The organism is Natrinema salaciae, from assembly GCF_900110865.1.
Lineage (GTDB): Archaea > Halobacteriota > Halobacteria > Halobacteriales > Natrialbaceae > Natrinema > Natrinema salaciae.
In genome coordinates this window covers 781,403-803,371 of the sequence record NZ_FOFD01000001.1, presented here as the reverse complement: position 1 = coordinate 803,371, position 21,969 = coordinate 781,403, and the positions used below count along the sequence as shown (strand labels likewise).

The following is a 21,969-nucleotide window of genomic DNA, read 5'->3' as shown; positions in this document are numbered from 1 at the left end:
GACACGTAGCACAGTCTCGTGGGACACTGACGTGGAACGCTACCGTGTATCCGGTCCGTGGAACACAGACGTGATACAGAATCATATTTGTTCGACCAGACTCATATTTCGACTACTAAGCCGTGATCGTAGTTTTTCGAATTCGCTCTCAGAGAGATGGATTTGATTCTCGTCGGTGTCTTTCCTCGCAAAGATCAGGTTCTGATTGTGATCATAGATGAGCAGTTCGATGAGAGGGTCTGAAACCAGGTTGATAGCGTTGTCGATGTTCTCGGTAGTTGCTTTGACCCGTCCTTCGATCACGCCATCAGTTGTTTCCAGAGTGTCGTTTTTATAGAGTTGATTGACAGCCTCTTGATTGACGTATTCTTCAAGTAGATCTTTAATGCCTGTAAGTTGGATAGATTCTGGACTTCGGTCCGTTGCCCCCAATACCCCTCTGACAAATTCCTGTACCACTTTCGACCTATCCCTCGACTCCAATTCGTTCGTGTGAATATAGTATCGTTCGGTCACGCTTAGTAGGTGCAAGAACGCTTACAACCTAAACCTCGGGCAATAAACAATCGGACACAGAGCTACGATGCGGGGATGCAGGTAGAGAAACCGTTTGCATCTCCTCTTTTTGTGCTGTCTGATAATAAATTATTACCGACTAGTTTCTCTGTGTCACCCCGACTCGGCATCGACGGAGAATCAGCTGTTCTAACTATCGGCTATTTCAGCGGGGAAGATTTCGAGTCAATAGAATTTCAACGGAGCCACAACTACTGGCTGTGCTACCCAGCTGGTACTCCTCTCCCCACCCAAACTGGGTGCAGACTCGGAGTTACGTGCGGCGATGTCGAGACGGATGTTCTCCGCCCCGTTCACGTCAGCGTTGAACGCCGCGTCACAGTCCGCACAGACGTACCGTCCGCGCGTACGGAACAGAGACGTAGCTATCTGCACTGGCTCCCCTGTCGAAGTAGGTGTGACGCAAAGACAGGGTTACTTGACCGCGACACGATAGTCGACGTACGCGGCCGGTTTCCGTCCCACATCTCGACCATGCTCACACCAACAGTCGTCACGGAGTTCGATAGCGAGGCACCGGAAGACACGAAGACGGCGACGTTCGGTCTGGGTTGTTTCTGGGGTCCCGACGCGACGTTCGGCGCAGTTGACGGTGTCGTGCGGACGCGAGTCGGCTATGCTGGCGGGACGAAATCCGACCCGTCCTACGAGGTTCTCGGCGACCATACGGAAGTCGTCCAGATCGAATACGATCCCGAACAGCTCTCGTTCAGTGAGCTACTCGAGCGAGCGTTTTCCGAACACGATCCGTATCAGCAGCCCCAGAAACGCCAGTACCAGAACGTCGTCTTTACCGAGACGGCAGACCAACACGACCAGTTGCTGACGTTTCTGCGCGAACGTGATCTCGACCGCGACCGGATCGCAACGCGTCTCGAATCGCTCGATCGATTCCATCTGGCAGCGGCCTCCCACCAGAAGTTCAATCTCCGCGGAAAACGGTGGATCACCGACGTATTCACCGAGGCGAATTACAGCGGTGAGGCGATCAGGGAATCGCCGGCGGCGGCGAAACTGAACGCTCACGTTGCGGGCCACGACGTCAGTGTTCCCTTTATCGACCAGTCGTCCGATCCGCGGTCACGACGATAAGCCTTCAAAATCCGATACGTATCTGCAGCGAACTGACGCAGTGGACCCGAGCCGTTTTGCTCGCCTCGTCCGTAAGTCCGGTAATGCCGACTACGTGTGCGCTCTGTCGCCGGATCATTCCCGACGAGACGATCGCCGATCCACAGGTCGTTCAGGAACACCACCTGCGACCAGAAGAGCGGGCAGAAAGTCCGACAGCGATGCTGTGTCGCCCATGTCACAAGCAGATTCACGCGGTGTTCACGAACGCGGAACTACGGGAAGACTACGACACGATCACCGCACTACGAACGGCGGATCGGCTCCAGGACTACGTGAACTGGATTCGAAGCACCGAGAAGCTCGATATTCGAGTTTCGACTAGCAATCGCGTGCGTAAGCGGCTGGGATAGCGTCTGCTACGTCGTCCTCGTGACGCTCTGCTAGCGGTCTGTACGACGAGCCGGTACGCAACGTGATGCCAGTCGAACTGCCGAACTGCCAGTTCGTGCCACAAGTTCGCGTGTTGAGCACCGGTGGGACGATCGCAGATCGAAGAATACTGCGTAGTACCGGGCGCAACGACGCGTCCTCGCCCTCCCCAGAGCGCTCGAGGTCCAGACCTCGAGATTGCGGGACCCGACCCCGCTCGAGCCGCGGCGGACGACCGTCGCAGGGAGCCGCGCCTACGGACGCCAGCCGACGAACGGCTCTTCCGTCGCCACGTCGAACGCGTCGAGCGCCCGCGCCGTCGCGACGTAGTGGCCGACGAGCATCGCGACGCCAACGACGGTTTCCGCGTCGTAGTGGTCGCCGAGCCGGTCGTGGTCCCCATCGCGCGGATCGCCCAGCGCGACCGCCCGGGCGTAGGCCGTCAGCGCCGCGTCGCGGTCGTCGAGCGCCTCGAGCGTGCCGTCGCTGATCGCGATAATCTCCGCGTCGGTGACGCCCGCCTCGCGGCCGAGCCGGACGTGCTGGTGCCACTCGTACTCGTGTTCGAGCGCGCGCGCCGTCGCGAGGATGACGATTTCCCGTTCGCGCTCGGGGAGGACGTCCCAGAGCCGCGTCGAGTACCGCAGATACCACTGCAGGAGCTCGGGGGCGTTGGCCATCGCCCGAAAGATGTGGGCGTCGCCGACGTCGTTCTCGGTGAACAGATACCGATACTCCTCGGGGAGGTCCGCGGGCTCGAGCAGCGGAACGCGGGCCACGGCGACTCAGTCCTCCGCAGGATTGCGACGCGCGATCATGCCGAGTCCGATCCACGAGATGACGACGTCGCCGTCCTGCGTGACCCCCTCGAGCAGGCTGTCGACGTAGCCCCGCCTCGGGTCGCTCTCGGAGACGCGCTTGTCCAGCACCTCGGTCCGGATCGATAGCGTATCGCCGGGTCTGACCGGCCGTTTCCACCGGAGTTCGTCCACGCCGCGGGCACCCATGCTGGCGCGGTCCTGAATGGGGCCGTCGACGAGCATCCGCATGCACATCGCGGCGGTGTGCCAGCCCGACGCGACCAGCTCGCCGAACGCGGACTCTTCGGCGGCCTCCTCGTCGGTGTGAAACGGCTGCGGATCGTACCGCTCCGCGAACTCGATTATCTCCTCTTTCGTGACGTGGTACTCGCCGAACTCCTGGGTCTCCCCGACGTCGATATCTTCGTAATAGCGCATGCCCGTGAGGTGTGGTACGTGTGGGCAAGAACCTGTGGGCCGAGGCAGAGTGGACTGAAGCGCAGCGGCCGGCCGTACTCGAGCGTCGCCCTCCCTTCCGCCCGGATCAACTCGTCGGCCGGTCGGCGTCGGCACCGGTCTCGAGGGGGCGTTCGGCCCGCGTTCGCACGTGCAGGACCACGGCACAGGCCGCGGCGATCAGTCCGGACGCCGCGGCGATGGCGAACGCGACCCGATAGCCGAACTCGGTGTAGACGCGGGTCCCGTTGACGGTCTCGCCGGTCCAGTACGCGTCGAGCGCGGCACCGAGGACGACGGGGAAGACGGCCGCCCCGATCCAGCCCATCGTATTGATCAGGCCGATCACGGTGCCGCTCGCGCCCTCCGGGTGGCGCTCCTTGATGACGGCAAACGCGAGCGGCACCCCGCCGCGGAGGACGCGAGAGACGAGGAAAATCGCTCCGACGAGCAACAGCGGAACGACGCCGAACGCGGCGAAGATTCCCCAGGTCAGTCCGAAGACGACCGTGGAGAAGACGATGAGCCCGGTCCGATTTCCCGACCGATCCGAGACCCAGCCGAAGAGCGTCGGCCCGATCATCCCGCCCACGTTCCCGACGAGGAGGTAGACGGAGGCCGCCGTCACGGAGATGTCGTGCGTCTGGACGAGATACGGGATCCCCCACAGGCCGAAGATCGTGATTCCGATGCCGGTCATGAAAAAGAGCATGATACCCAACAGCCAGGTTTCGGGCTCTCGGACCGCGTCGGAGACGTAGCGCTTCAGCGTCGCCGCGTCGGTCACGTCCGGCCGATCCGGGACGTTCTCGACGGGCGGGAGCCCGGCGTCGGCCGGCGAATCGTGCGAAAACAGGACGATACCGATCGCGGCGGCGAGACCGAGGAGTCCGAGGCCGATCATCGACTGCCGCCAGCCCAGCCGCGAGATGGCGATCGCCAGCGGCGTCGTCGCCGCCAGTCCACCGAGGATGCCGACGCTAAACGTGGCACCCGTCATCGTCCCGAACTCGTCGGGCCGGAACCAGTTCGCACAGAACCGCAGCGCCGCGACGAACAGCACGCTCGCCCCGAGCCCGACCAGCACCCGACCGGCGAACGCGAGCGCGTACGTCGGCGCGAGGCCGAACGCGAGCGCCCCCACGCTCATCAGTGCCGTTCCCCCCGCCGCGATCGCACGCGCCCCGTAGCGATCAGTCAACAGACCCGCCGGAACCTGGAACGCCGCGTAGAGGTAGAAAAACGACGAGTGGAGCAGCCCCAGCGTCGTCCCCGTCGTCTCGAACGATCGCATCAACTCCTCCGAGAGGACCGCCGTCGACGATCGGTGGAGACTCACGAGGAAGAACGCCGTGACGAGCACCCCCCAGCCGAGCCACCGCCGGCGATACGGATTCGAAAGTAGCGTCACCTAGGTGTGTTTGACATCATTTTTCATAAATGTGTGCTCGAGTTCGCGGCCGGCGTTACCGGTCCCGTCGACCGGCAGTTCACGGACGCCCGCCGACCGCTCGAGTGCCGATCCGCTCCACTTCCCCCTCCTCCTCCTTCGGTGTGACGCGTTCGTCTCCACCCACGGTTCCACAACACCTATGCGTCGCCGAACTGGGATTTCGGGTATGAACCTCGAAGACCGATCCGTCCTCGTCACCGGGGGCGCGGGATTCATCGGATCGAACCTGGCGACCTACCTCGCCGAACCGAACGACGTGACGGTCGTCGACGACGGTTATCTGGGAACACCTGACAACCTGTCCGACGACGTCGAGTTCGTCGAAGCGAGCGTTCTGGACGACGACCTGCCGACGGACGTCGACGTCGTCTTTCACCTCGCGGCGCTGTCGTCCTACGCGATGCACGAGGACGACCCAACGACGGGTGCCCGCGTGAACGTCGAAGGGTTCGTCAACGTCGTCGAGCAGGCGCGTCAGGACGGCTGCGAGACGGTAGTGTACGCCTCCACGTCGTCGATCTACGGCAGCCGAACGGAGCCGTCGCCGGAAGACATGGACGTGAGCGTCAACACCGGCTACGAGGCCTCCAAGCTGGCCCGAGAGCGCTACGGCGAGTACTTCTCGAACCACTACGACATGTCGATGGCCGGCATGCGCTTTTTCTCGGTCTATCAGGGGTACGGCGGTGCCGAAGAACACAAAGGCGAGTACGCCAACGTCATCGCCCAGTTCGCCGACGATATCGCCGACGGCGAGTCGCCGGTCCTCTACGGCGACGGCACGCAGACCCGGGACTTCACGCACGTCTCCGATATCGTCCGCGGGCTCGAGGGGGCCGCTGCGGCCGAACTCGACGGCATCTACAACCTGGGAACTGGGGAGGCGTACGACTTCGACACGGTCGTCGAACTGATCAACGAGGAACTCGGAACCGACGTGGAACCGGAGTACGTCGAGAACCCAATCCCCGATTCGGTGTACGTTCACGACACCTGCGCCGACTCCTCGAAGATCCGCGAGGCGATCGGCTGGGAACCGCAGATCGACTTCGAGGAGGGCATTCGACGGGTGTGTGCGCAGTACCGAGCCGAATGAGCCTCCGGCGTGATCAACGAAATTCGGACACCATTAGGTTACGCCCACTTGTCGTCCGATCTGACGGCACGAAAACTTGGATCAATGAAGTTGGGCAGCGGATCGATCTCTTGAAGATGACATATCACCCAACGGGGCGTTTTTAGTGAATCATCGAACCAACGTTCGGACCCCTAGGTCTGTTAATCTGTAGAAGAGAGTTGGCCAGAAATTACCGTCTCAAACTTTGACCACAGAAACTTCCTTCAAACAGGCCGCCGAAAAGCCGTTTTGAGGGCCATGTGCCTGAATTGGAGAAAACGATTCCGAAAACGGGTTTTTTCATAAGTATCGATCAGAGTGACATGCCACAAAAACTACCGCTACCCTCACAATTCCAAAAATAACTTTTGGCAATATCTGAAGCAGATTACTTTTAAAAAATAATGTGATAATGGACATAGTGAATAAATTGACGAGGCAATTTAAGGCAGAGCTCACTGGTCGAATTATCGCAACGATATCTAGCTCCGCTTTGACGGTTCTCCTCGCTCGCTTGTTAGAGCCGAACAGGTATGGATTACTCTTTCTCACGATCTCCATATTCGGGATTATAAAGCTCTTCAGTAAACTCGGGATTGGACGATCTGCTGCCCGGTATCTCTCAGAATATAGCGAATCAGATACCGGCCAAATACCTCATATTCTCAAAACTTCGTTTATTCTCAATATATCTACTATATTTATCACCGGTACCTTGCTAGTGATTGCGAGCGAGCGTATCGCTGTGCTTGTCGGTGAATCCGAATTGAGCCGGTATCTACCGTTGGGTGCGCTTTTCATCGGATTCGGATCAATTGTCTCCTATCTTCGAATCACATTGCAGGGATTTGGAGAAATTAAAACATCTTCAGTCATCTATGCAGCCGATCGCTTCTGCCGTCTCTTTCTTGCGGTCAGTTTTGTTCTGCTCGGTTACGGTGTCGTTGGTGCTCTCGGCGGATACATACTGAGTGCAGCGCTGGTCTCGATATCTGGACTTTCGTTTTTGTATCTCTCATTTTACCGGACGATCAAACAGAACACTATCGAGCCGAACCTACGGAGACGGATCGTCGAATATGCTATCCCATTGACCGCGACGAATACTGCGAATATACTAGATAAGAGAGTTGACACGATATTGATCGGGTTCTTTCTCAATCCACTTGCAGTCGCTTACTATACCGCCGGAAAACAAGTCGTTCAATTCCTCAAAATGCCCGTAACCTCACTCGGGTTCACCCTCTCGCCCGTGTACGGATCGCGGAAAGCGAGCGGCGATTCCGATACGGCAGCGCGTATTTACGAACGATCTCTCTCTTACGGTCTCTTGCTGTACATCCCGATCGGATTCGGTCTCCTAGCGATCGCCGAACCACTAGTGAAGCTCGTATTCGGGGGTAACTATACCGGTGCAGTTCCCGTTTTGCATGTCTTTTCTTTTTATATAGTATTTCAATCGATTACGGAGCTGACTAATACCAGCCTAGATTACCTCGGAAGAGCGAAAGCGCGGGCGATCGTTCAGGTCACTACGTCTCTTCTGAATGTATTTTTGAACGTCATCCTAATACCGCGGATCGGAATCGTCGGAGCCGCCATTGCAACCGTTATCACTCATTTTTTGTACACTGTCGCGAATGTGTACGTAATCCACCTCGAACTAGATCTTCGAATACGACTGTTACTCCGATACGTCGTCTACTCCGTTATCCTTGCTATCATCATCTCGGCACCCGTCTACGGTATAATCCGCGTTTTTCCGGGTCTCATTCCGATGTTAGTGGCTGTCCTCCTGGGCGTCTTGATCTGGACGACTCTAATAGAAGTCAGTGGGCTAATAGATGTCCGAGAAGCTATTTCATCTCTATTCTAGCGGTTTTCCGACGCAGTTCCTAGTGTTGATTTCTCTTCTCTGCTACGACGACCATCGTCTGAGCGCCGATCTCATCCGGTAACGCTAATTCCGCTAGCCATTGTATGAACTTCAGTGGGCTTTTCGAGGGAGTACCGTGTCGGATGAACGTGATTTCTGTGGCCTTGAAACCGTGACGAAATAAGAGCTGACGAATTGTCTGCGAGTCGAACCAGCATGTGTGTTCTTGATGAACAAAATCCCCTAACAGATACCGTTTTAAAGAGTACAGAACCGACATACCATTCGGAGTCGTGAGAATCAATATTCCATCATCCTTAAGATGTGTTTTTATTGATGAAAAAAGTCCGTCGAAATTATCGAGGTGTTCGATCAATTCGCCGGCAACGACGACATCGAACGTCTCGTCAAGGTTGAAATCGCGCGCATCGGCGGCTCTGATATCGTATCCCCGTTCATTAAGTCCGGGGGCCTCGATTATATCTAACCCGACGGTCAACCGCGAATCGCGACGTATCTTGTCGTGAAGCCAATACTCCTCTGATGAATTAGCTGGGTCGTGCTCGACACAGCCGATATCCAGAACCGATTTCGATTGAATGTGTTCCTTGATGTGTGGATATCTCCTCTCCGCCATCGTTCTGTTCGCCATGTCTGTATACAACCCGACCTGGGTAACAATGCTTTTGGTAAGAACTAATACTTATAGTGGGTTGTCGAGCCGGAATCGTACACGCGATGGTACTCATGATCAAGAGTGGCTTTCGGATTCCACCGCAACACCCATATCGATTCTCTGGCCTGTGGGAGTAGATGCGGCGTATAGCGTACCGAGATACTTCGGTGGAGAATGTACTCCCCCTCGATGGAGCCCGTTAGATATGCCCTGTCGATCGGTTCGAATTTTGTGTTCTGTGTCCCCGTCCAGTCGGCGCGCTCCTCCGTGAGATAAAAATCCGTGTGAACTGTCTCCGGGCCGTATACCCCCGCAAACTGCTTCGACTGCATTTCGTTGCTATCGAGGTAATATCGCGGCTGATGAGTCGAATCAGGAATAGCTGGAGCGGCGAACGCTTGCGTGACTAGTAACCCGAGAAAAACAATTCTAACAAGCTGCTTCGAGGACGGCAGTCGGTCCGAACCGACGATTGCAGACAGCACCACACCTGCCATAATCGCCAGCAGTGGTTCGGCGAAGAATAGCGGCCGTTCGAAACTAAGGCCCGGCGCGACGAAGGCGAGTGCCGTGGTTCCCGTGATGACTGTTACGCAACCCAGCACGAGATGCGTAGCCGGTCTCCGTTGGGTGGTGAGGAGAAAGAGCCAACCGATTCCGGCGATCGCAGCGAGGGCAAGCGCATGGCCTCTCCGATAGAGAATCATCGTCAACCCATTTAACGCGGGCTCCGCAGATGTGACCTCCACCACACCGCTTTCACCCCCTCCTACTGAGCTGACGGTACGAAGCAAATGCCAAACGACTCCGGCGAAATATTCGGACATATTCCACTGTAAATACGCGAGTGCGGCGACCACCAAGCTGAATATGACGACAGGGCGGAAGGAAGTGCGCAGTGGTGGCTTCGACGGCCGCAACCGCATCGATATCGTGCCAAGTAACACTCCACTAGTAGCCAAGAATGCGATGAGCGGTGCTAGTTTATGCGTGAATACAAACGGAAGAGCAATGCATAGTGCCAATGCCGATAACCGCCAGTCATCTCCGAGATATCGAAGGAATAGATACAGAAATACAACCCAGAAAACGACCGCGAGTGACTGTGCAATCGGCCATCCGGAAAACTTGAGCGTTGCCGTCGCGACCGATGCTATACTTGCTGAATAAACCGCAATTCTGGGATGGGTGGGCCAGAGCGATCGAGCAATCACGACGACCGATAGCGGTACCAATAGACCGAGGACCACAGCATAGACTGCCATCGCTTCCCTTCCAGGAATATCCATTAGTATCGAGGAAACTCCACCAAATGCAAGCATAATCCCGGTCTGTTCGTAGAATATTGAGAACTCGCTACCCGCGATCGTTCCCGTGTTCACCACGTTGCGAATCGCCCATGCGTACTCGTCAGGATCCATTCCAATGAGCGAACCCGGAAAAATAACGATAACAAGCCGGTATGTCACGCTCACCGTACAAATGAGTCCGGTAATGAGGAAAAATCGGGTACGGAGCGTCTCCTCATTCACTGCAGAAATTAGGAGTAACGAGAGAACAAGCATTCCTGGAACCCCCGGCCAAAGACGGCTCCTCGTGTACACGCAGAATACGCAGACAGTGAAGAGCAAGCAAACTCCGGAAATAACTGTTCGCAAGCGCATGGTGTCTTAATCCGTCATCGTTTCTCCGAATAAAGCCATCGGGCATCAGTTTCTGTATTGTTTTTCTTCGTCAGGAACTCCGCTCTCAATGGGGAGTCAAACGGAATCGATGGATGCGTGCACACGAACGTTCGTAATCTACTCCAGATTCAAACAACGACTACCACACATTCGCCGTTCCTGTGGACAGCACGGAGCGACAATAGCTAACGCTTATATGATTTAACGTTGTCCGCATACCAAGCCATGAGATCATGCGTGCTAATAACCATTGATTGTTTACGCAGAGATCACGTCGGTTGCTATGGGTACCATCGAAATACGACTCCCAACATCGATGAACTCGCCGCTTCAGGGACAAGATACCAATACAGTTACGCCAACGCGCCAGGGACCGCCTGGGCACTTCAAACGCTTCTCACCGGCGTATATACGCACCAGATCAATGGATTCGGTCTCCTAAACCCCGACGATCTACTGATCCCATCGCGATTCAATTCGAACGGATATAGTACCGCCGGCTTCGCGAATAACGGTTGGCTCTCACGTGATTATGACTATCACAGATATTTCGACCGGTTTCGTGGTGTGAAAGATTACACTGATGATCAGAAACCGATAATCCGGTTCGGTCATGCATTCGACGATAAAATAAATAGCCAATATGTCCGCCAAAACGTTTTCAGGCCAATTTACGAGTATATCCAAGGTTTCCGCGGTTCTCTCTCGAGGTCATATAGGGAGGGAGTCGTGGACGCTGACCTCTGTGACGATGCTATCGAATGGATCGAAACACAACAAAAGAGGGGGAACAGCTTCTTTGCGTGGATTCATTTGATGAATGCACACAGTCCTTGGTCGCGTTGGGACAGCCATTTACAGGCGATTCGGGGCGATACGGATATCGACCATATCATCGACGCTAAACGTTATGTCTCCGAGGGTGAATCACCGTCAGACGCCGTGATCGATACGTACGATGCTGCGATCCGAAGCGCGGACGAGCAAGTTGGCCGCTTGAAATCGGTTCTCAATGATGACGCGAGCGTTGTGATTACTGGTGATCACGGAGAGGAATTCGGTGAATACGGGAACTATCACAATCTATCCCTTTACAGCTCAATGACAAGGGTACCGTTGATCGTGAAGTCACCAGAACTCCCTACTGGGGTTGTCAACGAATTTCCCGCGCAACACGTAGATGTCGCACCAACGCTTGCGGATCTCTTTGATCACGAGTACCACCCAGATTGGAGTGGTGGCTCCCTGCTCAGCACGAATCGGTCGCTTGATTCACCAATTCGATTTGCCGTTGATACGACGAATCCACGACGCGGAGTAAGAGAAGGTCGGTTCAAGTATATCGAATCTGATCGAGGGGTCGATACAGGACTATTCGCTGATGGACATGAACAGCACGATTCGATCGATGTCCGTGACGAATACCCGGCGAAATTCAGCGAATACCGGAAACGGATGGCGAAGTTTCGGGATTGGATGGCTGAGAATAAGATCACAGACGAAAATACAACCCTCAAACGGAGTAGCGATGATCTGTCCTCTGAAGTTCAATCAAATTTAGAAGATCTAGGTTATCTTGACTGACAAGACCAATACATACTGAATATAATCATGAATGAGCCCCACTCTTCCGTCCAAATCGCATTCCCTGTTACGACCGCCCACCAATGACTTCTGATCTCTCCGTCCTCTACGTTAATCCGACCAAACAGCTCCGAACAGGCATCCGATCGCTCAGCACAGGTTTATCCGCGACAGTGGACGCGACCGTGCTCACCCCGTCGGATAGCAAGTCCAGAATCTCTGAACATTCTCGTGTTACCTATCGTTATTATAATGCTACGTACATTCCTGGTATTCGATATACGCTACCAACGTCATCGTTTCTCCGGTGTCTTTCGAGACAGATCAGCCGAGCAGACCTCATCCACGTGTACAGTTATTTCTATCCCGTCTGTGTCGCGGCAGTCCTGGAATCGGTCCGGCTTGATACACCTTCGGTAGTGACTGTCGATTCGCTTCCGGGGGTGAACTGGACATCAGGAAACCGACTTGTGGATCTGATTGGACGATGTTACACGTCCACGCTAGGACGAGCGACGTTTACTGCCGCCTCCCACGTGGTCGCTCTCGGAGAGTATCTCATCGGTACGCTCGAGCCGTACGTTTCAGAAAATAAATTAATGGTAATACCGAACGGAATCGACACGGAAAAGTTTACTCCGTCTGCTGATGAGTCCGCAAACGACGCCGATACGAAGGACCTCCTCTTCGTCGGTCGACTCGATCCGGTAAAGGGAGTTCCGACTCTTCTGTACGCGCTGAATCGATTATCACACTATAGCGAGAAGAGGTACCGTCTGACCATCGTGGGAGACGGGACGAAGCGAGAGGAATACCAACGGCTATGCACCGACCTGGGAATCGAGAACCGCGTCACGTTCGACGGCTATCAGGAAAATGTCGTTTCGTACTATCGAAACCACGATCTGTTCGTTCTCCCATCATTTTCGGAAGGTCAACCGACCGTACTATTAGAGGCCCAGTCGTGCGGCTTGCCAGTAGTTGCGACCGACGTCGGTGGTGCATCTGAGATCGTCGAGGTCGGCGAAACCGTACCGCCGAACGACTATCGGGCACTGGCAGACGCGATAGATTCGTTTTCAGTCGGCCACCCGGATAGTTCTCATCGCGCACGATCGGTGGTGAAACGACGGTATTCAATGGAGAAAATGTGTCAGAAATACCTTGAGTTGTATTCAGAGTTGACAAATGACGAATAGTCCCCGAATCCTCGGCTTTGCGGATTCTCGATCGTCGAAGATAGCGATTCCGTTGTCGTCGCTCCCCGATTCGGAGGTGATCACTGTAGCGAACCGAGAGGGTTTCTCGAAATACCCATATTTGTTCCGGTCCGGATACCAACGAATAGTTTCCGATCCGCCGGACGTGCTTCTCGCGAACTATCCCGGGCGACTCGGTTCGACCGTGCTCTCACTTGGCCGGTTTACTCGAACACCGGTGGTGATCCGCGTCGGTGGCGATTTCTGGCGGACAAACCGCGAAGAGTTGCGACGCGAGCTTCGAAATTGGAATATCCGCTCCGCGCTCGCGCGGAGCGGTCAGATCGGCCTGAACGAGCTATTCGGAACGAACTCGGATGGCTATCTCGTCGTCTCGAACGAACTACGACGATTAGTAGCGACCCGTACCGGTCTATCACTGGAACGGGTTCGACGTGTCCCGGTACCGATCAACGAAGCACAGTACCGACGCGGCGATCCGGAGATTGGACGGGAGTACGTTGCTAGGGACAGTGGACGGATCCTCCTCACTGTCACCAACCTCCGCTTCAAGGGAAAGATCGAAGGAGTTCGACACCTAGTTCAAGAAGTACAACCGCTTCTACGAGCGCACTCAGACCTCTCGTACGTGATCGCGGGCGGCGGTCGATACCTGGACAATCTTCGTCGCTATCTCGATCGGAATGTCCCCGAAGCGATCCGCGACCGTATCGTTACCACTGGTTTCGTATCGAACGTAGTTGACCTCTACGCCGCCGCGTCCGTATTCGTCTACTGCTCGTACATTGATGGATATCCGAACGTGATCTCCGAAGCAATGGCCTCCGGTCTCCCAATAATCGCAAACGCTGCCCACGGAATGGTAGAACAAATAACGCACGACGAAACGGGATTGCTTGTTAGCACTCACTGCCGGGGTGAGTTCACGTCCGGAATCGCGAGATTGTTATCGAACGACGACCTCGCTGCCAGATTGGGATCTGCCGCTCAACAACGTGTGACTGTGCGCAACGACCCGAACCGGATCGGCCGAGAAATGGCCACAGCCCTCTCCGAAATACTGATGGTTATCTGATCCACGTCGTGAGGACCGCCCGCGTCAACCCGATCGCATACTTCAACTGGGGCTTTTTCGTCTCACCGGCTTGTCTCTCTTCGATCTTGATCGGAATTTCGCGAATCCGCAGTCCGTTCTTCTTCGCCTCGATAATCAACTCGGGTGCGCTGAATCGCTCTTCGGTCAACTGCATCTCCTCGAGCCTCGACGCCCGGATCGCGCGAAATCCGTTCGTACAGTCCGTAATATCGGAATCGGTCAGTAGGTTTATTAAACGAGTGAACGCGACGATTCCGTTTTCGCGGACGAGACCGTTGTTCGAGTGGTCTTCGCCCTTGTATCGCGATCCCATCACGTAGTCCGCCTCGTTGTCGATCACGGGCGAAACGAGTCGCTCAAGTTCGGCTGCCGGATGCTGGCCGTCGCCGTCCATCGTCACAACGATTTCGGCCTGTCGTTCGAGCGCTATCTGAAAGCCTGTTTTCAACGCGCCGCCCTGACCCTGATTCACGGGATGTTCGACAACAGCGGTACCGTTGTACTGTGCGTTCTCGGCGGTATCGTCGTCGGAGCCGTCGGAGATGACGAGCGGCTGAATTGCGTAGCCGCGAATCGTCTCCGGGAGCGATTTGACGACGTTCTGGATCGTCTCACCCTCGTTGTACGCCGGAATCACGATGAAGATCGTTCGCTTACCTCCATCGGTCTGTGCCACCTGATCTGCCGAGAGGTTCCTGACGAGATCAGAATAACGGGCGTTGGTCTCACGGACCGTCGTGAGCAGATAGAGGACAATCGCGAGCATCGCGAGATGGGCGAGCAAGGAAAACAGGACAAACCGCTGATTGATGTTGAGCAGATTCCCGACGGAGTCGTACACCCAGGGGGATACCGTAAAGAGCACAATCCCGAACGAGAATGTGGTCGCCAGTACGAGGTCCGACTTGACGAACTGCGTTCGATACCGTTCGAACCCCCATGCAAGGAGCCCGAGTGCGATTCCTCCGAGGACTGGATCGACCGGTTCTATCATACATCGCTTCAATCGTTTAGTACTGGTTTCTACAGGATTGCTGCCTATACAGGCAATTCAAATACCCGTGGGTAGTTTCTAGTAGTTATTGCAAATGGTGATTTGTGGCTACGGATGCGAGGAAGATAGAGTGAGCAATCATAAAGAAGATCCAGCCGATGTCTTCGCGATTGGCCGTAGTGCTGGTGGCTGCATTGATCTAGCACGCATCCGGATCAGTCTGACCCGTCCTACTCGAGACCGGTGAAAAACGGGTTTGGCTCCCCGTGACCCTCGTCTGCGGCTCGCATGTTCGATAGTTCCGGAGCCCGCAAGGGGTTGGTTGTATACGCCCTCTAACCGTTCGGTGGGGTGATACTAAATCTCAGTACCACGTACTTCACCCTGTTACCCACGTGATCCCTCGCTCGAGAACTGGTTGATCCGATTTCGGTCACACCCAGACAAGGGCCCCATACGCGGCCCTCAGGGCTCGGATACGTTCACCCATAGGTGCACAGCATAGTCGCTATCAGCCATCGAGGGCTCGGCCGGAACCTCTCCGCCGGGAAAAAGCAACCAGACGACGCGCTGGTTCTCGCCGGTCATCGTGGGCTCGAGTTCGTACTTCTGGTGCCAGCTCTCGTTGTGCGGGATCGTGGTGGAGAACCGGTCGAGTTCGCGCTGTTCCCGAATGACGGTCTCGTTGACCGTTGCGTTCCCGCTCACGGTCCCGTTTTTGATCACCTCGACATCTTGCTCGAGGACCACCACCGTGTATTCGGTCGTCTCGTGTTCGTGGTTGTCGATGCCGACGATCAGCTCCTGGCTCTCCCCCTGAACGAACTCAGTCGGGTAGTCGTCGGCGACCAGTTCGCCGTCGTCGTCCTCGGTCAGCAGATAGATCGCGGAGAACCGCTCGCCGTCGGGCGGGACCGTCACGGCATACCCCACGCTGCCGACCGCGAGAACGACGGACACAGCTAACAGCACGTTCAGCGCCGCGTCGGCGCGCGTGTCCGGCTCGAGCAGTTGAGCGCGGCCGGCGGCGTACCATGCTCGGTAGGGAACTCGAAACCGGTCGTCGCCCGGCAGTTCCCACCGGCGGGTAGCTGCAACGGCCGTCAACGCGAGCGTAACGCTGCTGAGCGCGACCAGAATCGGCGTCAGTCGGAACTCCCATGGCGTGAGGCTCACCGCGAGCCCGACGAGGGGAACGATCGCGACGCTGAACCCAAAGGAGAGTGCGACGCGCTCGAGGCCGTCGATGCTGTTCCGCGAGGCGATCGAGTCGTACCAACCGTCCGGATCCGAATCGTCTGTCGCGTTCTCGCCGGGCGCTCCGGACGTCGCGGCTGGCGCAGGCGACTCGCCGGCTTCGGGGAACAGCGCTGCGATGAACGCATACCCCGGGACGAACAGGACGAATGCGAGCCCGAGCGGAACTCGCAGGAGCGTCTCACGGATCACGGGTACCAGCGCAGCGACGTTCGTCGCGGCGACGAGAGCGACGACGGCAGCGAGATCGGCAGGCAGCCGCCTGACTTGCCGTGGGAGCAGGAGCCAGAGCGATCGGAACACGACCATTGGACCGCTAGTACTCCGAACGGAGTGAAAAGCGGTGGGCCCGCTAGTCCCGTCCCACTATGGGACTCGACTCAATCCGTATTAACGGCTCTCGAGTCGTCCGCGGGCCCTCCGCCGCCGTCCGACGTCGTGACCTCGCACAGCCGCCGCGCCGTCTCGAGGGCGCTCGCAGCGTCGGCCGGGGAGATGCGGTCCCGATCGAACGCGGCGCGTTCGTACGCCGTGGTAAGGGTATGAAGCGAGTCGGCGTCCGCGTCGCCCTCCTCCCGGTAGGCGCGATAGAACTCCCAGTGAGTGAGCGCCTCCTGTCCGTCGATCCGCGACGCCAGGACCCGACGGACGGCCGCGTAGCCCGTCCGGGCCGCGTCGCTGGGCTGTCCGTTCTCGAGGTGCTCGCTCGCCCGCTCGAGCAGGGGTTCGACGGCGGCGATCGCGCCGTCGTCTGCGGAGCCCCGATCGTTCGCGGAACCGACCGGGGCATCCATCCCGTCGGAGCGTCGATACCACCAGATACCGAGTCCGGCAGCGATCACGACGAGGAAACCGCCACCGAGCCGAATCACGGTCGATAGCTGCGAGTCCGCCTCGTCGATCGTTACCGCCGTCTCGGCCGTCGCTGACTCGAGATTGGTGTCGCGCGCCTCGTAGACCGCGGTAACCGTTACGTCGTTCGCGTCGACCGAGTCCGGGACGGCGACGGTGTCCGCGAACGTTCCGTTCGAACCCGTCGTAACGGTGCTGGCTGCCGCCCCATCGATCCGGAGCTGAACGTCCTCGCCCTCGACGCCGTCCGACCCGGCCGCACTGAGCGTCCCGTTGACTGTGATCTCCCTCTCACCGGCCGAATCGCCCTCGATCGAGAGTTCGGTCTCCGTCTCGAGGACGCGAACGCCGGTCGTGTTAGCCGTCGCAGCTAGCGCCCGATCCTCGAAGGGGAGGCGAACGCGTAGCTCCCGGTCGCCGTCGTCGACCGATGCCGGAACCGCCACCGCGGTTTCGAACGCCCCATCTCGGACCGTGGCGTTGCCGATCCGCTCGCCGTCGAGCGACACCGTGAGCGGGACGCCGTCGACGGGAACCCCGTCGGCGTGGAGCTCGCCCGTGACGGCGTGGGTCTCGCCGTACGACACCTCGCTCGGCGTCTCGGACAGCTCGACGGTCGGCTCGACCTGTTCGATCGAGACGCTGACGTTCGTCTCGTCGCCGAGATACGTCGACTGGGGGTCGGGAACGTACCGAAACGAGAGCTTCTCGGCGTCGAGCGGCTCGTCGATCGGGCGATACTCGAGCGTGAACTCGCCGGTCGAGTTCGTCGTGAACCGCTCGGTCCGGTTACCGATCTCGAGGGTTATTTCCTCGTTCGCGATCGGGCTGCCGTTTGCGGTCCGGAGCTCGCCCGTCGCGGCCAGCGGCTCGAGGAACGAGATCTCTTCCCGTTCGGGTTCGAGCGAGAGCTCCGTTTCCTCGAACTCCTGTTCGCGAACGGCCGCCTGTTCGGTCCGGATCTCCTCGGTCACGTTCTCGATCGCCGCGTCCGCCTCCGTGAGGTTGGCGTCCGTTCCCGCCTCGAGATCGTCGTAGTTCCCGCGAACCGAGCCGCCGAGGGAGTCGATCTCGTCGGCGAGGGTCTCGAGGTCACGAGCAAGTTCCCGGGCGCGCCGATCGTCGCCCGCCTCGCGGGCCGCCTCGTACTCCGCTTTGGTCTCCCGATATTCCCGAACGGCGTCCGACAGCCGCGCCTGCTGTTCACCGGTCACATCGAACCGTTCGTCGTAACTGTCACCGTCGGTCATCTCGGTGATGTTGACGTACTGTCCCAGTCGCTCGCGGTAGTCCTCGCCGACGTAGCCGCCCGCCGCCTCGTACTCGCCCTCTCGCAGCCGGATGGCCCCCTCTTCGAGCCGGGTCGTCATCCGGTCCGACAGCCAGCCTTCGAGGCTCTCGAGATCCCCGTCTTCGGCGTACTCGTCGGGGTTCCGATGCGGCTGCGTCTCGTTTGGATCGTCGTCACTCTCGGATTGCTGGGCCGCGACGCGCTGGGCGGGACCGCCGTCTGCCGCGCTCGTCGCGTTCACCGTGGCGATGCCGCCACCGACCGCTATCGAGACGAGCAGGAGCGCGAGGAGCGTACGGCCATAACCATCACCAACCACTCGTAGACCGTTTGCGGTCCACACCAATAAGCGATTCTCCCGAGCGGCGGAATCCGCCACGACCGATCCGCTTGGCGACTCACCGCTCGTTTCTTCCCCCGCGATTCGCGGCGGCTGTAACCAATACTTTCAACACGATCAGTGAAATCTGTCGGGACATGTACCCCACGCGTCGGGGATGGACGGTCGCCGCACTCGCCGGCGTGCTCGCCATCCTCGCGGCGGTGTTCGCACGCCCGCTCGTCCTCGTCGGGTCCGCCTTCGTCGGTGCGTGGCTGGTCGCCCACCAGTACCGATTCGTTCGCGACCTCGAGCGAACGATCGGCTCGCTGTCGGTCGTTCAGTCACCCGCCCAGACCGCCGTTCGGACCGCCACCGAGACGCCGGTCACGCTCGCGGCGACGTGCGGGGCCGAGACGGCACTGACGCTCGAGGTCGCTGCCGGACTGCCGGTCGGAGCCGCGACGAACGATCGGATCGCGGTGACGCTCGATCCGGACGCCGAACGGGCGGACCGAACCCGGGCCGTCACCTGGCCCGTCGCCGGCCGTCACTCGTTCGAATCCGCAACCGTGACGGCCACGGACGGGCTGTTCCGCGAGACGATTACTGTGGGTCCGACGCCGATGGTGACCGTCGAACCGCCACGCCGCCGAACGATTCACGTCGGCAAGGGCGGCGACCGGATCTCGACTTCCTACGGGACTCACGATGCCGGTCGGTCCGGGTCCGGCATCGAACTCGCGGAACTGCGGGAGTACGTCCCGGGCGATACGGGGAAAGAAATCGACTGGAACGCGACTGCACGGCACGGGTCGCCGTACGTTCGCGAGTACGAGGCCGAAACCGATCGCCGGACCATGGTCGTCGTCGACCACCGCGCCTCGCTCGCGACCGGCCCGCGGGGCGAGACGAAACTCGAGGCCCTCCGGGAGGTCGCCGTCCTCATCGCGGGCAACGCGCGCCGTCTCAACGATCCGCTCGGGCTGGTGACGGTCGGCGACGACGGGATAACCGAGCACGTCGAGATGGCGGCACCGACCGTCAACTACGGCTCGATCCGTCGCCGGCTCCTCGAGCTGGAGCCGACGCCGGCGGACGAGCACCGCGCGACGGGCGTCTCGGGACGGGACCGCTCCGGGCCGGCGGACCAGCTTGAAGGTGGAGACCACGCGACCCCCTCGAACAACCGGACCGGTTCGACCGCCTCGGAGGCTCCGCCGTCGACCGCGGATCGCACAAGCGCGACTCGCGTCTCGTCCCACCGGGGCCGTACCACGCCGACGGACGCGCGTCGATCGCTCGCCGACCTCGAGGGAGACGACGACGCGTTCGCGCGGACGCTGCGTCCCTTCTACGCGGACCGGCAGCGATACCGGGAACGGATCGCCGAAGATCCGCTGTACGGCGCGGTTCACAGGGGCGTCACGAACGCACACGGCTCGCTGTGGACGGTCATCTGCACCGACGATTCGCGGCGAGGAGAGCTCCGCGAGACGGTCTCGCTCGCGCGACGGGGTGGCAACGAGGTCACGGTCCTGCTCGCTCCCTCGGTGCTCTACGAGCCGGGCGGGCTCGCCGACGTCGAGCGGGCTTACGACGGATACGTGGCGTTCGAGGAGTTCCGTCGAGAGCTTGCTCGCATGGACGACGTGACGGCCCTCGAGGTCGGCCCGGCCGACCGGCTGTCGGCGATCCTCGAGGCGGGCCGATCGAGGGGTGATCGCGCGTGAGGGGCCGGATCGACGGGGTCCCGGCCGCGAACGGCCGCGACTGGCCGACCGTCGTCGCCCTCGTCGCCGTCGTCGTCGCGTTCGGTGTCGCTGCCGGCCCCCTCGGGGCGTTCGCCGGGCTCGCGACGGCGCTCGTCGGCGTCCTGCTCGGAGCGCCGTACGCGCTCGCGGCCGGCCACGTCGCGCTCGTCGGGGTCTTCCCGGGCGCCATCGGTCTCGACTCGTTCGTCGTCGTCGAAGTCGCGTTCGCGACCCTCCTGGTCGCGCCGCTCGGCCGGACCGCGAGCCCCGTTCGCATCTCGCTCGTCGCGATCGCGAGCGCGCTCGCGCTGGCCGGCACCGCGTGGCTCGTCGGCGGCTCGCAGTCGATCCCTGTGGCCGCCGCTGCGGTACTCTGTCTGCTCGCAACGGCCGCGTACGGCCTCCACCGGCTCGAACTCGTTCGACTCGGCCTCGTCTCGACGGACGACGGAGTTGGCCCGCGATCGCCCGCGGAGACGACCGCCGAATCGCACGCAGAACCGACCCCCGAGTCGCAGACGGAGCCCATCGATACCGCATGAGTCCGAGCGATGCCGATCTGGACGAGGCGACGACTGACCCGCCGACCGATCGCGAAACCGAGACGGAAGCGGATCAGCTCGAGCTCGCCGCACGGGCGGAGCTGCTGGAAGAAGAGAACCGACGGTTGCGAGCCGAGTACGCCCGCGCCCGCCGATCGCAGTACCGTCGCACTGCGGCGGGACTGGCACTCGTCGGTGCAATCGCGGCACTCGCCACTGTCGTCTTCCCCGACGGCCGCGAGGTGCTCTTCGCGCTCGCCGCGGTGGGACTCTTCGGCGGGGTGCTCACGTACTACGTGACCCCCGAGTCGTTCGTCGCCGCGACCGTCGGCGAACGGGTCTACGCCCCGATGGCGGCCAACGAAGCCGCGCTCGCGAGTGAACTCGGCCTGAGCGACGATCGAGTTTATATTCCCGACGACGCCGACGTGCGCCTGTACGTCCCCCAGCGGTCGTCCGACGAACCGCCCTCGCCCGACGAACTCGAGGGACCGGTCCTGACCGATGCCGCTCACCGCGGACTCGCCCTCGAGCCCACCGGAGCGACGCTGTTCGACGCGTTCGAGCGCGCGCTACCCGACGCGATCGCGACCGCACCGGCACCGCTCGCGACCCAGCTCGTGGACGGGCTCGTCGAACAGTTCGAACTCGCGGACGGTGCCGACGCGGACGTCGACGTCGACACGGGTCGCGTCACCGTCGCAATCGACGGGAGCGCGTTCGGCGACGTCGACCGCTTCGACCATCCGATCGCCTCGTTTCTCGCAGTCGGGTTCGCGACCGGTCTCGAACGGCCGATCCGACTCGAGATCGAGTCGGGCGACGAGCGGTCTGACTGGCTGGTTACCTGCCGCTGGGAGGCGGACGACGAGACGAGCGAAAAGACGGATTCCGGCGAGACCCGGGCGAACTGAGAAC

19 protein-coding genes and 1 pseudogene are annotated in these 21,969 nt (G+C 59.4%); 10 read left to right on the top strand and 10 right to left on the bottom strand.

Annotated elements, in window-relative coordinates; genetic code table 11:
• Positions 1 to 81: 81 nt before the first annotated feature.
• Together BMX07_RS23520 and BMX07_RS24975 are read right to left on the bottom strand one after the other, a co-directional pair.
• Complete coding sequence (locus BMX07_RS23520) at positions 82 to 459, bottom strand: hypothetical protein (protein WP_139210792.1); 378 nt, start codon at positions 457 to 459, stop codon at positions 82 to 84.
• Positions 460 to 741: 282 nt separating this feature from the next.
• A pseudogene (locus BMX07_RS24975) lies at positions 742 to 921 on the bottom strand (hypothetical protein); the annotation flags it as partial.
• Between the two features lie 129 nt (positions 922 to 1,050).
• Here BMX07_RS24975 and BMX07_RS03870 point away from each other — a divergent pair.
• The gene (locus tag BMX07_RS03870; protein WP_090613957.1) at positions 1,051 to 1,668 is read left to right on the top strand and encodes a peptide-methionine (S)-S-oxide reductase MsrA; all 618 of its coding nucleotides are present in this window, start codon (positions 1,051 to 1,053) and stop codon (positions 1,666 to 1,668) included.
• Between the two features lie 83 nt (positions 1,669 to 1,751).
• The gene (locus tag BMX07_RS03865) at positions 1,752 to 2,060 is read left to right on the top strand and encodes a hypothetical protein (protein WP_090613956.1); all 309 of its coding nucleotides are present in this window, start codon (positions 1,752 to 1,754) and stop codon (positions 2,058 to 2,060) included.
• A gap of 273 nt (positions 2,061 to 2,333) precedes the next feature.
• Here BMX07_RS03865 and BMX07_RS03860 read toward each other — a convergent pair whose 3' ends face one another.
• From BMX07_RS03860 to BMX07_RS03850, 3 genes are all read right to left on the bottom strand, one after another.
• Positions 2,334 to 2,858, bottom strand: coding sequence for a carboxymuconolactone decarboxylase family protein (locus BMX07_RS03860; RefSeq protein WP_090613953.1), 525 nt, complete (start codon positions 2,856 to 2,858; stop codon positions 2,334 to 2,336).
• A gap of 6 nt (positions 2,859 to 2,864) precedes the next feature.
• On the bottom strand, positions 2,865 to 3,317 hold the full coding sequence (locus BMX07_RS03855; RefSeq protein WP_090613949.1) for a MaoC family dehydratase: 453 nt from the start codon (positions 3,315 to 3,317) through the stop codon (positions 2,865 to 2,867).
• A 106-nt stretch (positions 3,318 to 3,423) separates the two neighbouring features.
• Entirely contained in the window at positions 3,424 to 4,746 is a 1,323-nt protein-coding gene (locus BMX07_RS03850; protein ID WP_090613946.1) for an MFS transporter, read from the bottom strand.
• 208 nt (positions 4,747 to 4,954) lie between these two features.
• Here BMX07_RS03850 and BMX07_RS03845 point away from each other — a divergent pair, with 208 nt between their 5' ends.
• Together BMX07_RS03845 and BMX07_RS03840 are read left to right on the top strand one after the other, a co-directional pair.
• Positions 4,955 to 5,884, top strand: a complete 930-nt coding sequence (locus BMX07_RS03845; protein WP_090613943.1) for an NAD-dependent epimerase/dehydratase family protein — start codon at positions 4,955 to 4,957, stop codon at positions 5,882 to 5,884.
• Between the two features lie 433 nt (positions 5,885 to 6,317).
• Positions 6,318 to 7,781 (top strand): flippase, encoded by a 1,464-nt coding sequence (locus BMX07_RS03840; protein ID WP_090613940.1) that lies wholly within the window; start codon positions 6,318 to 6,320, stop codon positions 7,779 to 7,781.
• 19 nt (positions 7,782 to 7,800) lie between these two features.
• Here the strand turns inward: BMX07_RS03840 and BMX07_RS03835 are convergent, their stop codons facing one another.
• Positions 7,801 to 8,433: a class I SAM-dependent methyltransferase gene (locus BMX07_RS03835; protein WP_090613937.1), complete on the bottom strand. Its 633-nt coding sequence runs from the start codon at positions 8,431 to 8,433 to the stop codon at positions 7,801 to 7,803.
• Positions 8,434 to 8,477: 44 nt separating this feature from the next.
• Positions 8,478 to 9,989 (bottom strand): hypothetical protein, encoded by a 1,512-nt coding sequence (locus BMX07_RS23515; RefSeq protein WP_139210791.1) that lies wholly within the window; start codon positions 9,987 to 9,989, stop codon positions 8,478 to 8,480.
• A 378-nt stretch (positions 9,990 to 10,367) separates the two neighbouring features.
• Here BMX07_RS23515 and BMX07_RS03825 point away from each other — a divergent pair, with 378 nt between their 5' ends.
• From BMX07_RS03825 to BMX07_RS03815, 3 genes are all read left to right on the top strand, one after another.
• On the top strand, positions 10,368 to 11,726 hold the full coding sequence (locus BMX07_RS03825) for a sulfatase (RefSeq protein ID WP_090613930.1): 1,359 nt from the start codon (positions 10,368 to 10,370) through the stop codon (positions 11,724 to 11,726).
• Positions 11,727 to 11,809: 83 nt separating this feature from the next.
• Complete coding sequence (locus BMX07_RS25390) at positions 11,810 to 12,925, top strand: glycosyltransferase family 4 protein (protein ID WP_090613927.1); 1,116 nt, start codon at positions 11,810 to 11,812, stop codon at positions 12,923 to 12,925.
• Positions 12,915 to 14,021, top strand: a complete 1,107-nt coding sequence (locus tag BMX07_RS03815) for a glycosyltransferase family 4 protein (protein ID WP_090613925.1) — start codon at positions 12,915 to 12,917, stop codon at positions 14,019 to 14,021. Before BMX07_RS25390 ends, BMX07_RS03815 begins: the two co-directional genes overlap by 11 nt.
• Here the strand turns inward: BMX07_RS03815 and BMX07_RS03810 are convergent.
• The 3 genes from BMX07_RS03810 to BMX07_RS03800 all read right to left on the bottom strand — a co-directional run bounded on the left by BMX07_RS03810 (position 14,014) and on the right by BMX07_RS03800 (position 18,755).
• The gene (locus BMX07_RS03810) at positions 14,014 to 15,036 is read right to left on the bottom strand and encodes a glycosyltransferase family 2 protein (protein ID WP_090613922.1); all 1,023 of its coding nucleotides are present in this window, start codon (positions 15,034 to 15,036) and stop codon (positions 14,014 to 14,016) included. The genes BMX07_RS03815 and BMX07_RS03810 overlap by 8 nt on opposite strands.
• 465 nt (positions 15,037 to 15,501) lie before the next feature.
• The gene (locus tag BMX07_RS03805; protein ID WP_090613920.1) at positions 15,502 to 16,602 is read right to left on the bottom strand and encodes a DUF1616 domain-containing protein; all 1,101 of its coding nucleotides are present in this window, start codon (positions 16,600 to 16,602) and stop codon (positions 15,502 to 15,504) included.
• A 71-nt stretch (positions 16,603 to 16,673) separates the two neighbouring features.
• Positions 16,674 to 18,755, bottom strand: a complete 2,082-nt coding sequence (locus tag BMX07_RS03800) for a DUF4129 domain-containing protein (protein ID WP_245742037.1) — start codon at positions 18,753 to 18,755, stop codon at positions 16,674 to 16,676.
• A gap of 158 nt (positions 18,756 to 18,913) precedes the next feature.
• Here BMX07_RS03800 and BMX07_RS03795 point away from each other — a divergent pair, with 158 nt between their 5' ends.
• The 3 genes from BMX07_RS03795 to BMX07_RS03785 are packed head-to-tail and all read left to right on the top strand — an operon-like array spanning position 18,914 to position 21,965.
• Positions 18,914 to 20,488, top strand: coding sequence for a DUF58 domain-containing protein (locus BMX07_RS03795; protein WP_090613915.1), 1,575 nt, complete (start codon positions 18,914 to 18,916; stop codon positions 20,486 to 20,488).
• Positions 20,485 to 21,051, top strand: coding sequence for a DUF8163 family membrane protein (locus BMX07_RS03790; protein ID WP_090613912.1), 567 nt, complete (start codon positions 20,485 to 20,487; stop codon positions 21,049 to 21,051). Before BMX07_RS03795 ends, BMX07_RS03790 begins: the two co-directional genes overlap by 4 nt.
• The gene (locus tag BMX07_RS03785; protein ID WP_090613910.1) at positions 21,048 to 21,965 is read left to right on the top strand and encodes a DUF7982 domain-containing protein; all 918 of its coding nucleotides are present in this window, start codon (positions 21,048 to 21,050) and stop codon (positions 21,963 to 21,965) included. Before BMX07_RS03790 ends, BMX07_RS03785 begins: the two co-directional genes overlap by 4 nt.
• Positions 21,966 to 21,969 lie beyond the last annotated feature (4 nt).

Bases quoted from the DNA above. Each gene is read 5' to 3' on its own strand.
- BMX07_RS03870 (WP_090613957.1), top strand. From the start codon at position 1,051: ATGCTCACACCAACAGTCGTCACGGAGTTCGATAGCGAGGCACCGGAA.
- BMX07_RS03865 (WP_090613956.1), top strand. From the start codon at position 1,752: ATGCCGACTACGTGTGCGCTCTGTCGCCGGATCATTCCCGACGAGACG.
- BMX07_RS03855 (WP_090613949.1), bottom strand. From the start codon at position 3,317: ATGCGCTATTACGAAGATATCGACGTCGGGGAGACCCAGGAGTTCGGC.
- BMX07_RS03845 (WP_090613943.1), top strand. From the start codon at position 4,955: ATGAACCTCGAAGACCGATCCGTCCTCGTCACCGGGGGCGCGGGATTC.
- BMX07_RS03840 (WP_090613940.1), top strand. From the start codon at position 6,318: ATGGACATAGTGAATAAATTGACGAGGCAATTTAAGGCAGAGCTCACT.
- BMX07_RS03835 (WP_090613937.1), bottom strand. From the start codon at position 8,433: ATGGCGAACAGAACGATGGCGGAGAGGAGATATCCACACATCAAGGAA.
- BMX07_RS03825 (WP_090613930.1), top strand. From the start codon at position 10,368: ATGAGATCATGCGTGCTAATAACCATTGATTGTTTACGCAGAGATCAC.
- BMX07_RS25390 (WP_090613927.1), top strand. From the start codon at position 11,810: ATGACTTCTGATCTCTCCGTCCTCTACGTTAATCCGACCAAACAGCTC.
- BMX07_RS03815 (WP_090613925.1), top strand. From the start codon at position 12,915: ATGACGAATAGTCCCCGAATCCTCGGCTTTGCGGATTCTCGATCGTCG.
- BMX07_RS03810 (WP_090613922.1), bottom strand. From the start codon at position 15,036: ATGATAGAACCGGTCGATCCAGTCCTCGGAGGAATCGCACTCGGGCTC.
- BMX07_RS03805 (WP_090613920.1), bottom strand. From the start codon at position 16,602: ATGGTCGTGTTCCGATCGCTCTGGCTCCTGCTCCCACGGCAAGTCAGG.
- BMX07_RS03795 (WP_090613915.1), top strand. From the start codon at position 18,914: ATGTACCCCACGCGTCGGGGATGGACGGTCGCCGCACTCGCCGGCGTG.
- BMX07_RS03785 (WP_090613910.1), top strand. From the start codon at position 21,048: ATGAGTCCGAGCGATGCCGATCTGGACGAGGCGACGACTGACCCGCCG.